Origin of the sequence: Fervidobacterium sp. 2310opik-2, assembly GCF_011057735.1 — a bacterium.
Lineage (GTDB): Bacteria > Thermotogota > Thermotogae > Thermotogales > Fervidobacteriaceae > Fervidobacterium > Fervidobacterium nodosum.
In genome coordinates this window covers 42,352-55,172 of record NZ_LNGG01000026.1, presented here as the reverse complement: position 1 = coordinate 55,172, position 12,821 = coordinate 42,352, and the positions used below count along the sequence as shown (strand labels likewise).

At 37.2% G+C, this 12,821-nt stretch carries 12 protein-coding genes and 2 riboswitches; of the genes, 5 read left to right on the top strand and 7 right to left on the bottom strand.

What is annotated here, in order from left to right:
* Window positions 1–18: 18 nt before the first annotated feature.
* On the bottom strand, window positions 19–1,566 hold the full coding sequence (locus AS161_RS08210) for a tetratricopeptide repeat protein (protein WP_241241367.1): 1,548 nt from the start codon (window positions 1,564–1,566) through the stop codon (window positions 19–21).
* A gap of 207 nt (window positions 1,567–1,773) precedes the next feature.
* On the opposite strand from AS161_RS08210, the gene AS161_RS08205 reads away from it, so the two are divergent.
* From AS161_RS08205 to ribH, 5 genes are all read left to right on the top strand, one after another.
* Window positions 1,774–3,048 (top strand): MFS transporter, encoded by a 1,275-nt coding sequence (locus AS161_RS08205; RefSeq protein ID WP_206518804.1) that lies wholly within the window; start codon window positions 1,774–1,776, stop codon window positions 3,046–3,048.
* Between the two features lie 35 nt (window positions 3,049–3,083).
* Window positions 3,084–3,225: riboswitch (FMN riboswitch) on the top strand.
* 98 nt (window positions 3,226–3,323) lie between these two features.
* On the top strand, window positions 3,324–4,421 hold the full coding sequence (ribD, locus tag AS161_RS08200) for a bifunctional diaminohydroxyphosphoribosylaminopyrimidine deaminase/5-amino-6-(5-phosphoribosylamino)uracil reductase RibD (RefSeq protein WP_241241366.1): 1,098 nt from the start codon (window positions 3,324–3,326) through the stop codon (window positions 4,419–4,421).
* A 38-nt stretch (window positions 4,422–4,459) separates the two neighbouring features.
* Entirely contained in the window at window positions 4,460–4,999 is a 540-nt protein-coding gene (locus AS161_RS08195) for a riboflavin synthase (protein ID WP_238374581.1), read from the top strand.
* On the top strand, window positions 4,989–6,179 hold the full coding sequence (locus AS161_RS08190) for a bifunctional 3,4-dihydroxy-2-butanone-4-phosphate synthase/GTP cyclohydrolase II (RefSeq protein ID WP_011994567.1): 1,191 nt from the start codon (window positions 4,989–4,991) through the stop codon (window positions 6,177–6,179). Before AS161_RS08195 ends, AS161_RS08190 begins: the two co-directional genes overlap by 11 nt.
* On the top strand, window positions 6,176–6,667 hold the full coding sequence (ribH, locus tag AS161_RS08185; protein ID WP_011994568.1) for a 6,7-dimethyl-8-ribityllumazine synthase: 492 nt from the start codon (window positions 6,176–6,178) through the stop codon (window positions 6,665–6,667). The genes AS161_RS08190 and ribH overlap by 4 nt, the downstream gene beginning before the upstream one ends.
* Window positions 6,668–6,712: 45 nt before the next feature.
* On the opposite strand, the gene AS161_RS08180 is transcribed toward ribH, so the two are convergent.
* From AS161_RS08180 to AS161_RS08155, 6 genes are all read right to left on the bottom strand, one after another.
* Window positions 6,713–7,948: a thiamine-phosphate synthase family protein gene (locus tag AS161_RS08180; protein ID WP_164542423.1), complete on the bottom strand. Its 1,236-nt coding sequence runs from the start codon at window positions 7,946–7,948 to the stop codon at window positions 6,713–6,715.
* A 2-nt stretch (window positions 7,949–7,950) separates the two neighbouring features.
* Window positions 7,951–8,718 carry a sugar phosphate isomerase/epimerase gene (locus AS161_RS08175; protein ID WP_164542422.1) on the bottom strand — a complete coding sequence of 256 codons (768 nt, stop codon included), beginning with the start codon at window positions 8,716–8,718 and terminating at the stop codon, window positions 7,951–7,953.
* Window positions 8,719–8,741: 23 nt separating this feature from the next.
* Entirely contained in the window at window positions 8,742–10,019 is a 1,278-nt protein-coding gene (gene thiC / locus AS161_RS08170; RefSeq protein WP_164542421.1) for a phosphomethylpyrimidine synthase ThiC, read from the bottom strand.
* Window positions 10,016–10,843, bottom strand: a complete 828-nt coding sequence (locus AS161_RS08165; RefSeq protein ID WP_164542478.1) for a sulfide-dependent adenosine diphosphate thiazole synthase — start codon at window positions 10,841–10,843, stop codon at window positions 10,016–10,018. Before AS161_RS08165 ends, thiC begins: the two co-directional genes overlap by 4 nt.
* A gap of 108 nt (window positions 10,844–10,951) precedes the next feature.
* Window positions 10,952–11,064: riboswitch (TPP riboswitch) on the bottom strand.
* Window positions 11,065–11,172: 108 nt separating this feature from the next.
* A complete protein-coding gene (locus tag AS161_RS08160; RefSeq protein WP_011994573.1) occupies window positions 11,173–11,508 on the bottom strand; it encodes a histidine triad nucleotide-binding protein in 336 nt (111 codons plus the stop codon).
* Between the two features lie 28 nt (window positions 11,509–11,536).
* Window positions 11,537–12,817 carry a hypothetical protein gene (locus AS161_RS08155; protein ID WP_164542420.1) on the bottom strand — a complete coding sequence of 427 codons (1,281 nt, stop codon included), beginning with the start codon at window positions 12,815–12,817 and terminating at the stop codon, window positions 11,537–11,539.
* Window positions 12,818–12,821 lie beyond the last annotated feature (4 nt).

The window sequence follows — 12,821 nt, the reverse complement described above, 5'->3', positions numbered from 1 at the left end:
GTGATTTATTAACATTTTTTATACTTTTCTTATTTTGTTCATTATTTCAACTAAAAATCCGACAGTTTTTCTAAGCATTTCGTTTTTTATGTTCTCAATCTCTTCTTTTGTTGGAAAGTATCCAATGGCTTTTACAAGGTTGAGTGTGAATTCAGCGTAATTTGTGATTTCTGCATCGAAGAAGTTGTCCAACGGTTGATTGAGTAATTCAAGCAGTTGCTTAGAAAAGTCGAAGTGTAGTTCATCAATTTCCGGATGGATGTCTTCTATGAAATGGTCAACGTTGCTTTCGTTAGAGAGTATGTATTGGTAAAGTCTTAGAATGGTAGTTGTACAAGCTAATGGAAGTCCTGTACCTATTGTCGCAATTGTTAATATCGTTGCGTTCTTTTCCATTATAATTGGGTCTGTACCCGCTATGTACATTCCTGAGAGTATGTACGGGAAGTTTTCAAAGTTTGGGTTGTGATTATCGAATGGTTGAATGTTTATTTTTGTAATTTCAGCGAATTTGTCTATCAATATATTTCCATCATCGTCCGTTGATTCTATGATTATTTCCAATTCTTTTTCAAATGGGAATTTCACTTTTTCTAAGACACTTTCCGCCTTTTTCATTTCGTTGATGTATTCACTTTCAAAGTCTTTCTTGCCAACGTAAAATTGTATCCTTTCAAAATTTTCTGGGAAGTGTTCTTCTATTTTTTTGAATGTTTCGTATGCTTCTTCGTAAAGTCCAAGTCTTCTTTGGAGTATGCCAAGTTCGTTTAAGACTTCTGGTGTCTGGACTTCTTTTGATAAATCCAATAATATTTTGTAAGCTTCCATATGTTTGCCCAATTTTGTAAGTGTATAAGCGAGATTGTAGGTAATCTCAGCTTTTTTACCGGTGCTAAGTCCCAATTTGAATATTTCTTCGGCTTTTTCGTATTGTTGCCTAAGGTTGTATAAAACACCTAATCTGAGGTATGCCTCTGGCATGGGTTCGATTTCGAGCCCTTCTTTTGTTGCATACTGGTGCAGTTTGTCGCGTGCGATTATGGATTTGTAAAACATCTCCGCATCGTCAAGTTGACCGAGCTCCATGTAAGTATCGCCTATTTTCAATAGAGGCAATAAGAAGTTTGGGTCTTTTTCGTAAGCTTTTCTGTACGCTTCTATTGCATCTTCGTAATCTTTTTCTGCGAATAGTACGTTACCTAGTTCATAGTAAGCTAAGGCAAAGTCTGGGTTAAGTGTTAAAGCTTGTTTGAATTCGATTTCAGCGAATTCATAGTTCCCCATTTTTGCTTGGAGTAATGCGTTGTAGAAATGGTAACGATAGTCGTAATGGAGTTCTTTTACTTTTTTTAGTATTTCTTCAGCTTCTGCGTAATTTTTTTCGTTTAGCAAAACTTTGAATTTTTCATAGTAAAAATATACAAGGTAAGATAACCAATAGTCACTTTTCTCAACCTTGTACTGTTCTTCTAAGCCTCTGAGTATAACATCGAGTGGAATGTTATCTTGGTCAGTTATTAATGGCAAATCTTCCGCTAAAACTGGTAATTTAACAGGTAAGTTCAAACTTTTTGCCACATCAACTTTGAGTGGTAAATAAACAAGTACTTTTATATTAAATCACCTCCGATAGTTTTTCTTTCTTGCTCCAACATCAAACAATTATACACCAATTTTGTACGGTTTTCGATTATATTTGTACTTTTGTTTTGTTGTCATTAGTAGACAATAAGTGTAATGTATGGTAAAATACGAAACTGGGAGGTGGTAAATGTGTTAAGCTTAGACAGTGTAATAGAACAGAAGATTGCACCGAACTATCAAAAGAAAATGCTTTTTATTACTTCTTTGATGTGGATGTTTGACGCAGCGGGAGTTTTGGTTTTGTCTTTTACTTTACCGAATATATCGAAAGAATGGAATTTATCGGTTTCAACTTCTGCTAATGTTATCAGCTCCACATTCGTTGGTATGCTTATAGGTGCACTGAGTGTTGGAATAGTTTCTGATATGTTTGGTAGGAAGCTTTCCAATATTCTTTATTTCTTATTTACTGTTATTTTCACAGCGTTGCTGGGGTTTACAAAAGATGTTGGCACTTTTATTGTACTTCGTTTGTTGGCAGGTATCGGTTACGGTGGCCTTATGCCATCTGTGAATGCTTATATGGCTGAATTTACAGGTAGGGGATTAAGAGGGGCGTACCTGGTTCTTCTTGAAGCTAGCTGGGCTATTGGAAGTATAATCATTGGATTGATTTCTGTTTTAACGGTTGGTGTTAGTTGGAGGATAAGTTACTATGTTTTCTTGATAGGTATTTTGTTGCTTCCAATGTTGTTTAAACTTCCCGAATCACCGAGGTTTGTTTTCAAAAAGTCTGGTAAAGAAAAGCTAGAAAAGGTGTTTTCGATTAAAATAGAAGATAACATAGAGCCTATTCCCGAATCGAAAGTAGGTGTAATTGATATACTTAAGGGTGCTTATTTTAAACGTACTGTAATGATATGGATTCAATGGTTTACGGTGAGTTTTGTTTACTATACGCTATTTTCATGGGCGCCTAAGATATTCGCTCAGCAGGGACTAAGTGCGACTAAATCTCTGTGGTTTACTTTCTTTATGATGGTTGCACAACTTCCAGGATATCTTTCTGCGGCTTATTTTATAGAGAAGATTGGAAGGAAAAAATCTTTGGTTGTTTACACGCTCGGTATGGCTATTACTTCTATTATATGGGCATTCGTTAGTTCGACGGTTCAATTGGTAATTGTTGCTTTACTTTTATCGTTCTTCACGTTGGGCGTTTGGGGGTTAGTTTACGCATACACACCAGAACTTTATCCAACAGCGATGAGGGGAACTGGGAATGGCATGGCGGGGGTTATAGCAAGGATTGCAGGTATATTGGCTCCTCAGTACGGTGGTTTTATGCTCGCCAATAATAAATCGTTCCTTGAGATTTTTGGTTACCTTGCTTTACTTTCTGTTATTTCATCAATTGTTGCAGGAACAATGGGTGTTGAGACAAAGCAAAGGGATATATTGTAAAATATAAAGTGGTATAATATATTCTGAAAATATTCAGGTACTCTCGGGGCAGGGTGAAATTCCCGACCGGCGGTGAAAGCCCGCGAGCCTTCCGAAAGTTTTTAAGTTTTTTGTAGGAAGGTTGATCCGGTGGAATTCCGGAGCCGACGGTGAAAGTCCGGATGGGAGAGAGTACCAAGAGCATTTGCTATTGTGCTCAGATGTTAAATGGTTAGTAATCAAGCCCCGAGAGTAAAAAGACTCTCGGGGCGTTTATTTTTGATTCTTCAAAAGGGGTGATTTTTCTGAACGAAGATAAGGTTCATGAAAGATTTATGAAACTTGCCATAGTTATTGCAAAGAAAGGTATTGGGTTTGTAAATCCTAACCCACCTGTTGGTGCCGTTATTGTTAAAGACGGCAAGATTTTGAGCACGGGATACCACAAGTACTATGGTGGATACCATGCTGAAAGAAACGCAATATTGTCTGCTTTAAATGCAGGGATTGACCTTACTGGTTCAACTATGTACGTAACTCTTGAACCGTGCGACCACTATGGCAAGACACCACCGTGTACCGATTTGATAATTCAGTCTGGAATAAAGGAGGTTTACATAGCTTGCACGGACCCTAATCCAATTAGTGGAAACGGTGCTGAGAAATTGCGAAAAAATGGTGTGGATGTGCACATCGGCTTACTCGAGGAAGAAGCGAGAGAATTGGCAAAGTTCTTTTTTAAGTCCGTTGAGACTGGGATTCCATATGTTACGTTAAAATACGCTGCTACGCTTGATGGGAAAATCGCGGATGTTAACGGAAACTCTAAATGGATTACAGATGAGTTGAGGAAGGTTGTTCACAAATTGAGAAGTGAACATATGGCGGTTTTAGTGGGCGCAGGTACGGTTATTAAAGATAATCCGACGCTCAACGTTAGGTTTTTAAAAAGCAAGAAGAGGAATCCTATAAAAGTTGTGCTTGATAAAAGAGGTGTTATTTTTGAAAAGATAAAAGATTTGAACGTATTTCAAGGCGAAAAGGTGATTGTTTTTACGGAAAAGCAAGTGAGTGCTCCTGAGCTCAATGGAGTGAATGGAGTGAAGATATTTAATGTTTTGGAACCGATTGAGATTCTTAAGACACTTTACAAGGAAGAACGTGTAGATTCTGTGCTAGTAGAAGGTGGGAGCGAGATTTTCAGCCAATTTTTGCCCTTTGCCGATGAGATTTATGGTTTTTACGGATTGAAAGCTTTGGGTAAAGGTAAAGGTATTTTTGAAAATATAGTGAATTTTATAGATTCCCCTTTCGATTTTTCGATTAAGCATTTTAAAGTTTCGAAGAATAAGAAAGAATTCTTGGTGGTGATGAAGAGATGTTCACAGGGATAATACAAAAGGTAGCAAAGGGAGTTTTGGTGGGGAATAGGTTGAAAATTGAGCGTTGTTGGGGAGATTTATCACTGGGAGAGAGTATTGCCATTAACGGTGTTTGTCTTACACTTACAGATTTTGACGATTCGTTTATGTATTTCGATGTTGGGGCGGAAACGTTGAAGTTAACTAATATTAAATACGAGAAGTTATTTAATTTGGAAAGGGCTTTGAAACTTGGAGATTCTGTTTCTGGACATTTTGTGACTGGTCATGTCGATGGTATGGTGAAGCTTATAGCTAAGCATATATACGATAAAACATTGTATCTTACTTTCTCCATGCCAAAGGAAAGATGGGGAGTTGTTAAGAAAGGTTCTATAGCTTTGAACGGAGTTAGTCTTACTATCGCGAATGCATCTCTTGATACTTTTACTGTTCAACTTATACCACACACAATAGAAAATACGACGTTTAAATTTATTACCTCTGGTTCCTATGTCAACTATGAGATTGATGTATTAGCAAGGTTTATTCATAATGAATTAAATAATCTTGAGAAGGGGTATAAGGATGGGATGATGTATGAGTATTGAATTGGGTATTTTGAAGGATTTGAGGGAGTATTTTCTTTCGGGTAAACCACTTATATTAATTGATGAGAATAGAGAAAAAGAAGGGGATTTTGTTTATCCAGCCGAGCTTATCGATGAGAGTATGGTTGAATTTTTTGTCAGGTATGGTAAAGGGCTTTTTTGTTTGGTTGCACCGGAAGGTGATTTACTGAGCAGAGGATTTTTCAAGTTGCCCACGAATTACGGCGCAAATTATTTTATTCCAATAGATTTTGGTGATGGTACAGGGATAAGTGCGTATGAAAGGGCGGTAACTTGCAGGGCGTTGGCTAATAGAGACAAAAAAATAAGTGAATTTAGGTATCCAGGTCATGTGATGTTGATTGGTTCGCAGGATTTTTCCAAAAGGCGTGGGCACAGCGAATCTTCGGTTGAGCTCATGAAAATGTGTGGATTTAAGCCTTACTCTGTTATTGTTGAAATTTTAAACGAGAGAGGCGACTCGCATGATTTTGATTATTTAAGTAAATTAGCTGAGAAGTTTGAATTGAAGACTATGAGTATTAAAGATGTATGGAGACTTTACGTTTTAAGTAATGAACTTATCAAGATTAAATCCACTGCGAAATTACCAACCGAATATGGGATATTTGAAATTGTTTCTTTTGACAATAAATTAGATTACAAAGAGCATTTTGCGCTTGTTAAGCGATGGCAAGGTGTGCCACTTGTAAGGATTCACTCTGAATGTGTGACTGGCGATTGCTTATCTTCTCTAAGGTGTGATTGCGGCTCGCAACTTGGTAAAGCTTTGAAGATGATAGAAAAAGATGGAGGAGTGCTTATTTACCTTAGGCAGGAAGGGAGGGATATAGGTTTAAGCGCAAAAATAAGTGCTTATGAACTTCAAGATAAAGGGTTGGATACGTACGAGGCGAATGTAAAACTGGGGTTTAAACCTGACCAGCGCGATTATGCAGCGGCAAGTCAGATATTAAAAGCACTTGGCATTGATAAAGTAAGGCTTTTAACGAATAATCCAAACAAGGTTAAGGCTTTAGAAAGTTATGGGATAAGCGTCGTTGAACGTGTGAGCCTTTATGGGAAAGTAACGAAATTCAATGTGAGTTATCTAAAGACTAAGGTAGAAAAATTTGGTCATTTGATAGAGATTGAAGGGTCAAAGGAGGTCAATTTATGAGCAACGGTTACAAAAATTACAAAGTAATTGAAGGCGGTTTTTCAGGAGAAGGTTTGCGTTTTGGGATAGTTTTGTCAAGGTTTAATAGTACCGTTACTGAAAGGCTTCTTGAGGGTGCTGTAGATTGTTTGACAAGGCATGGTGTGAGATACGAAGACATCGAAGTTGTTAGAGTGCCGGGAAGTATGGAAGTTGCGTATGCACTTAATTTGATGACAAAGCAGGAGGAACGATACGATGGGATAATTGTATTAGCTGCTGTTATCCAAGGTGAGACTTACCATTTCAATATTGTCGCTAATGAAATAGGAAAGGTTGTTGCTCAATTTAATATGACTTCGAAGATTCCTATCACTTTTGGCGTGTTGACAACGGATACTGTAGAACAAGCTTTGAATAGAGCTGGAATAAAGAGTGGTAACAAAGGGTTTGAAGCAGCTATGGCTGCGTTGGAGATGGTGAATTTGAAAAAGGCTTTTAATGGTTGATAAAAATTAAAGGCTTCGGTCTTTTTCCGAAGCCTTTAATTTTTGCTATTCTGAAATGCCAACGATTATTTTTATTTTCTGTATTACTTCTTGAGGATTTCTTCCGAATACTCTTATCATCGCTTCTTTTCCATACCAACCTTCATCGTAAATGATATCTGGGAGTTCACCTGTCTTTTCTATGGCGTATTTTATCATCCATTGCATGGAACTCCCATCGCTGTTTTTAATCTCTTCAGGTTCCAAGTTTCTATCGTATTTAAATACTTTCAACCCTTTTTTCATTGCGTTTTCTATGTACTTTTCTTCGTATCTTACATTACTTACGCATCTTATGTAAGGTTTGAATGACTTTGCCGTTATAGCCATTCTTGCTGTGTGCGATTTGTCATTAAAAGACGGGTCTGAGACAAAGCACGCTTTTCCTTCCTTTAGTCTTATTCTCCCTGGAAATTTAGCTACTTCTTCTTCACGTTGTGACCATGGGAGTGCGTAAGAAATATTTTGACCAACTTCTGGAATAGTTAAGTGGCCTATCTTTTCTATTTCTTCCTTCACGATTCTTAGGCTTTCTAATGCGTCGTATTTCATCCACTCACGGGCGAGTTTTTCACTTTGCACTTGCTGTATTTCCGTACTTCTTTCTAGAATTTTGCTCATTACAATCATCGCAGATTGAATAGCCTCTTCCACGGGGTAATCCATAGATAGAAATCCTGTGAAAATGCTTGTGAAAGCACATCCAGTTCCGTGGAATGATGAACCTTTAGGTCCTTTAATTCTTTTTGTCTTCATCTCTTTGTCATTATAGTAAACGCTAATGTATTCTCCTTCGGTATGGCCGTACGTTACAATAAATTTTTCTGAAGGTTTAACATCTAACTCTTGCGCTTCTTTGTTGTTTAAAACAATGTAATCGGCGTAATCAAAATTTTCTTTAACGATTTCTCTTTGCTCAAATTCGTACCCAGAACTTGCTTTGAGAACAATGTTCCAAACAATTTTCGCATCAGGATATTTTTCTCGAATGAATTTGACCATTTCAGGAGATATGAGACCTATTTTTACGTAATCAGGCTCGGGAAGGACTGTTAACTCCGAATCTATTTCTTCCCATTTTCTGAATTTTGCGAGAAAAACTTTTTCACTATTTTGAACTGTATACGCGCTGACAACTCCGATTGCGCTTATTCCAAGTAAAGATAACGATTTTATATCCTGTAAAATCCCGGCTCCTGCTGATGGATCAAACCCGGATACAACAAGTACGGTATTTGACATGTTTAGACCGCCTCCCAAAACTCTAAAAGCTTACTCAATTCATTTGGACAATCGTTTGATGGTTCGATTAACAAATCTATATCTAATTCTTTAGTTTGGATCATAAATTCGAGTATTTTTTTGAATTGTAAAGAATCCCCCCACGGCGCATGGTGACATTTGTTGTATGTTTCAATATCAGCGTAATAAAGATGGTATTCTTTGGTGTATTCAATTGTTTGATTAAGAAAGTCTATAGTGTCGAACATGTAATGTTCCGCGTCTATGAGTAAATGGCCGATATCTATACATAGCTTAGTGTTGGTTTCCTTCGCGAGCCATACATAATCTTGTGGATTATGGAAATAATCATTTAAATATACATTTTCAATTCTAGTTTCTATAATTCGATTTAAATTTACGATATGGTTTATCGCTTGATTTACTATCTTTTCCTTTTTCCAATTATCCTTCTGCTTTGCGTTTGGAAAGTGGATTACTATATATTCTGCGCCTATGTTTTTTGCAAATTTACCACAAAATACGTTCGTTATGTATGTGTCTATTCTCAAATCTTCTAAGAGGTGCGTTGGGAATGGATGCGTTTCTTTGTATTTGTATATAAACGGTGCATGTATTCCAAATGTCGCGTTTCGTTTTTTTAGGAAGTTTAAGACTGTCTCAACATCTTGTTGCTTAAAAAATGTGAGTTCGTAATGTGATGATACCGGTAAAGTTTCTATTTTTTCGATATTTGCCCTTATCATGCTTGTTGATATGCCTTTTCGCATTTTTTATCCCCTTTTGATTTTATTTATTTTGCGTATTCGTTAGCTATTTTTATTGCGCAAAAAGGACCACACATCGAACAGCCTTTTTCTTCGTATGGTCTTTTCTTTAAGTAATCTTTAGCTTTTTCAGAGTGGATAGCCAATTCGAACATCTTCTCCCAATCAAATTTACTCCTTGCTATGGCCATTTGTTTTTCGAGTTCTAAGGCTTTTTTGTTTCCACGAGCCACATCGGCTATCGTTGCTGCTATTTTTGAAGCTATAACACCTTCTTTGACATCTTCAACAGTTGGAAGTGAAACATGCTCAGATGGTGTTACATAACACAGGAAATCGGCACCATAGTAAGCTGCCAAAGCTCCTCCAATAGCGCTAACTATATGGTCGTATCCAACACCTCTATCTGTGGGGAGGGGACCTAATAAAAATATTGGAGCACCTTTTCCCACTTTTTTCATCAATTTCACGTTCATCTCTATATCATTGAGTGGTACGTGTCCAGGACCCTCTAACATGACTTGTACGCCTTTTTCCCAAGCTCTTTCAACCAATTCGCGCATAACGAACAATTCTTCCAATTGTTGATGGTCAGTGGCATCAAGAATAGCGCCGGGTCTCATGCCATCACCTAAGCTAAGCGTTACGTCGTATTCTCTAGCTATATCTAATATCTCGTCGAAATACTCATAGAAAGGATTTTCTTTGTTATTTTTTATCATCCAGCCTGTGACAATCGCTCCCCCGCGACTAACTATTTTTAGTATTCTTTGGTTGTTTTTAACCTTTTCAAGCACGTTTTTCGTTATTCCAACGTGAATGGTCATGAAGTCTATACCATCTTCTGCGTGCGATTTAACCATATCTATGAAATCTTTCTCTGAGAAATCTACAACGTTTTTTCCAGATTTGTACGAAAGAACAGCGGAATCGTAAATTGGTACTGAACCAACCGGCACAGGGCTCATTTCGACTAAAATTCTTCTCATTTCCTTTAAATCTCCCCACGTGGAGAGTACCATGACGGAATCCGCACCAGAGTCTATAGCTACTTTTAACTTTTCGATTTCTTCTTCAAGTGAACTATAGCCAAGTGATGTTCCAATGTTTGCGTTAACTTTTACAGAAAATCCTTCACCGACAACCATTGGTCTTGATATTTTGTGGATTTTGTTTTTTGGTATAACGGCTTTCCCAAGTGCCAGTTTTTCAATTATTTCTTTGACATCTACCACTTCGTATTGTGCACAGGTTGTCATTTCTGGAGATATTTGAGAGTTTCTTGCCATTTCAAGTTGTGTCATGCTTTCACCAGCTTTTTGTTTTCTGATGTTTCTATCCTTTTTATTTCTTCTTCGATCAATTCAGCAGCGCGAAGACCAGACATTATCATTCCACCGAAAATTGGCCCCATTCTTGGTCCACCACCGACACTTACCGCCGCCATGCCCATGACGTAAAGACCGGGGTAAATTTCTTTTGTGTTTTCAACGACGAATTTTTCACCATTCTCAGCGTCCATTGGAAATTCGTATTCAACAACTCCGCATGAGCAAAGGTTTTCCGAAGAACCTTTTACAGAATTAATTATTCCTCTTTTGGAGAGTAATCTGACGAGATTTGCTGGATGTCCCGTGCCGTCAACTGTGAATTTAGCTACAACCGTTATAGGGTCGACGTGTAATTTTTCCTTTATAGTTGGCATCCAGTTTATGACAACACCGGATATTCTTTCATTGTACATAACAAGGTCTTCAACGAATACGTTATTGAATATATACGCACCATTTTTCGTTGCGTTGTAAAGCATTGCGGAAGCAAAGTGCACGGCATCAACAACGATGAACTCATCTTCCTTTTTGTACTTAATATGATGTTCCTTCAAATACCATTCGAGTTCACTTTCCAAAACTAGTTCATTGAACATCATTCCACCGCCCCAAATACCTCCGCCAGGTTCGTTTTTCGCCTCAAAAATCGCTACTTTTCTACCATTTTTGGCAAGTTCTGTGGCAAGAGCAAGGGCGCTTGGCCCACATCCAGCTATAGCTACATCTACATTCAGCACATCGTTTAGTTTTTGGAAGTAATGCTTTACGATAAGTTGGGAAATCTTTAAGTCTTTCATACTCATCTCCTCTCTGTTTTGAAGTTTTTTACAATAAAAAATCCCTCCGAATTTTCTTCGGAGGGATTTTTGTTTTGATATTTCATTTTGCTTATTTAACTTTTTTACAATAATTACCACTCCCAATCCCTCCGCCGGTATTACCCGGATCAGGTTCGTAGGGTCGAGGGATTGCCTCCCTCCTCTCAGCCCCGCAGTATGGAGCTCCCCTTGGGAGAATATTCACTTTTTCTAATTTGATTTTATCTTACCTATATCTGTATGTCAATTGCCGATTTTTGGTGAATTTGTTTGATTATTTGTATTTTGATAGCTCAGAATCGATTCAATCATCCCAAAGCGCCTAATTTTCTTCCGCCGATTATATGGAAGTGTATGTGGTGAACTTCTTGACCAGCGTCTTTGCCATTGTTTTGGACGATTCTATAGCTTTCGAGGTTTTGGTCTTTTGTTACTTTTTTTATCACTTCAAATAGTTTCCACATGTTTTTAGAATCTTCTTCGGAAAGGTCGTTTATTGTCGCAATGTGTTTTTTGTATATCGCAAGCAGATGAACAGGAGCGACTGGGCGAATGTCTTTGATAACGATAAAGTCATTGTCTTCGTATACTTTTTCAGAAGGTATTTGCCCATCGATTATTTTGCAAAATACACAATCATTCATCATTTTCACCCCCACAATCTGAAAGATTTCATTTTTTAATTTTGTTTATTGTTTTTATCTTACTTTCAAGGTTGTAATATTTTCCATTGCCTACGTTGAGCGCGTTTGCACTTGTATTGAATAAGTAGATTATTGAATAATCATCAATATCAATTTGGTTTAATTCAGAATTTTTTGATTTAACTAATCCACCTTTTAGAATTTTCAGCGATGAAATTTTCGAATTAACTATGTTCAGCTCAGAAAGATCCGAGATTTCAGAGTTGTCTATTTGAGAGTCGTACATGATTACTTTGGAAAGTAGAGAAGTCACGAAGGTGTTTACTACAGAGTTGTTTATATATACTTTTCCGCAATTTTGGATGTTTAGGTTTTCTATCTTTGAATTTATTATATACACAGCGTAAGCGCCATTTATTGTTACATTTTGAAGTTCAGAATTTCTTATGACAACGAAGTTTGGTAGTACTAAATTGGCATTGTTAGCCTTCGCGTTATCAAGAAAGATTAAAGCCCCTATATCGGAGTTTACATTTGTAGTGGACGCATTCCCATTTAGGTAAAGTATGCCACTTTGAGTTACGCTTAATCTTCCGCTTTCGAGAATAGTTATTGGACCTGTTGATATGAATGAACCTTTGATGTTAAGCTCAGAGTTGAGCGCGTTTATTATAACCACACCTTCTTCAAGTATGAGTCCACTTTGTTCGTTTAGAAGAACTTTGCTCAGTAGTCTGTAAGGTGATTTTGAAGAGAGTAGGAATTTTTTTCCAGATATGTTTGTTATTGGGACTTGGGAATCTAGTATGTCTAGTTTTTCAAGTAGTGGAGGGATGAATATAACATCGGAAATATTACCGAATTCATCTTCAAATATTGCGATTTGAGGATTTTCAGACAAAGTTACCTCAGTACTTTTCCCTGAGTTTTCCAATGAACGGTTGGTTGGATTAATTACTAACGCTGATTTGGTGAATGTATAAGCGTACAAAGATTGGGTAACTTCAATAGATTCTTTGTCTGGTTGTGTCTTAACTTCCACGGTGTATGTCTTGTTGTCTATTGTAATTTTTCTTTCACCATCTTTAAGGAGCATTCCATCTAAAAAGGTGTACGGATAATTTTTTCCGTCGACTTTTATAGTCTTATTTAACTCTATTTTTTTAATTCCCAATTTTGATGGTATCGATAGAGAAGCCTCGGCGGCGTACACCACCGAGGATGCAAAGAATGTGAATATTGTTAATATTAGAAGCTTATAAACAAAAGATTTTCTAAATGTTTCCATGTTTAGTCTTTTAATAGTCATGTTT

Excerpts from the sequence above, each read along its gene's own strand:
- AS161_RS08180 (WP_164542423.1), bottom strand. The coding sequence starts at position 7,948 with ATGTCAAATACCGTACTTGTTGTATCCGGGTTTGATCCATCAGCAGGA.
- ribH (WP_011994568.1), top strand. The coding sequence starts at position 6,176 with ATGAGCAACGGTTACAAAAATTACAAAGTAATTGAAGGCGGTTTTTCA.
- thiC (WP_164542421.1), bottom strand. The coding sequence starts at position 10,019 with ATGACACAACTTGAAATGGCAAGAAACTCTCAAATATCTCCAGAAATG.
- AS161_RS08190 (WP_011994567.1), top strand. The coding sequence starts at position 4,989 with ATGAGTATTGAATTGGGTATTTTGAAGGATTTGAGGGAGTATTTTCTT.
- AS161_RS08160 (WP_011994573.1), bottom strand. The coding sequence starts at position 11,508 with ATGAATGATTGTGTATTTTGCAAAATAATCGATGGGCAAATACCTTCT.
- AS161_RS08155 (WP_164542420.1), bottom strand. The coding sequence starts at position 12,817 with ATGACTATTAAAAGACTAAACATGGAAACATTTAGAAAATCTTTTGTT.
- AS161_RS08165 (WP_164542478.1), bottom strand. The coding sequence starts at position 10,843 with ATGAAAGACTTAAAGATTTCCCAACTTATCGTAAAGCATTACTTCCAA.
- AS161_RS08175 (WP_164542422.1), bottom strand. The coding sequence starts at position 8,718 with ATGCGAAAAGGCATATCAACAAGCATGATAAGGGCAAATATCGAAAAA.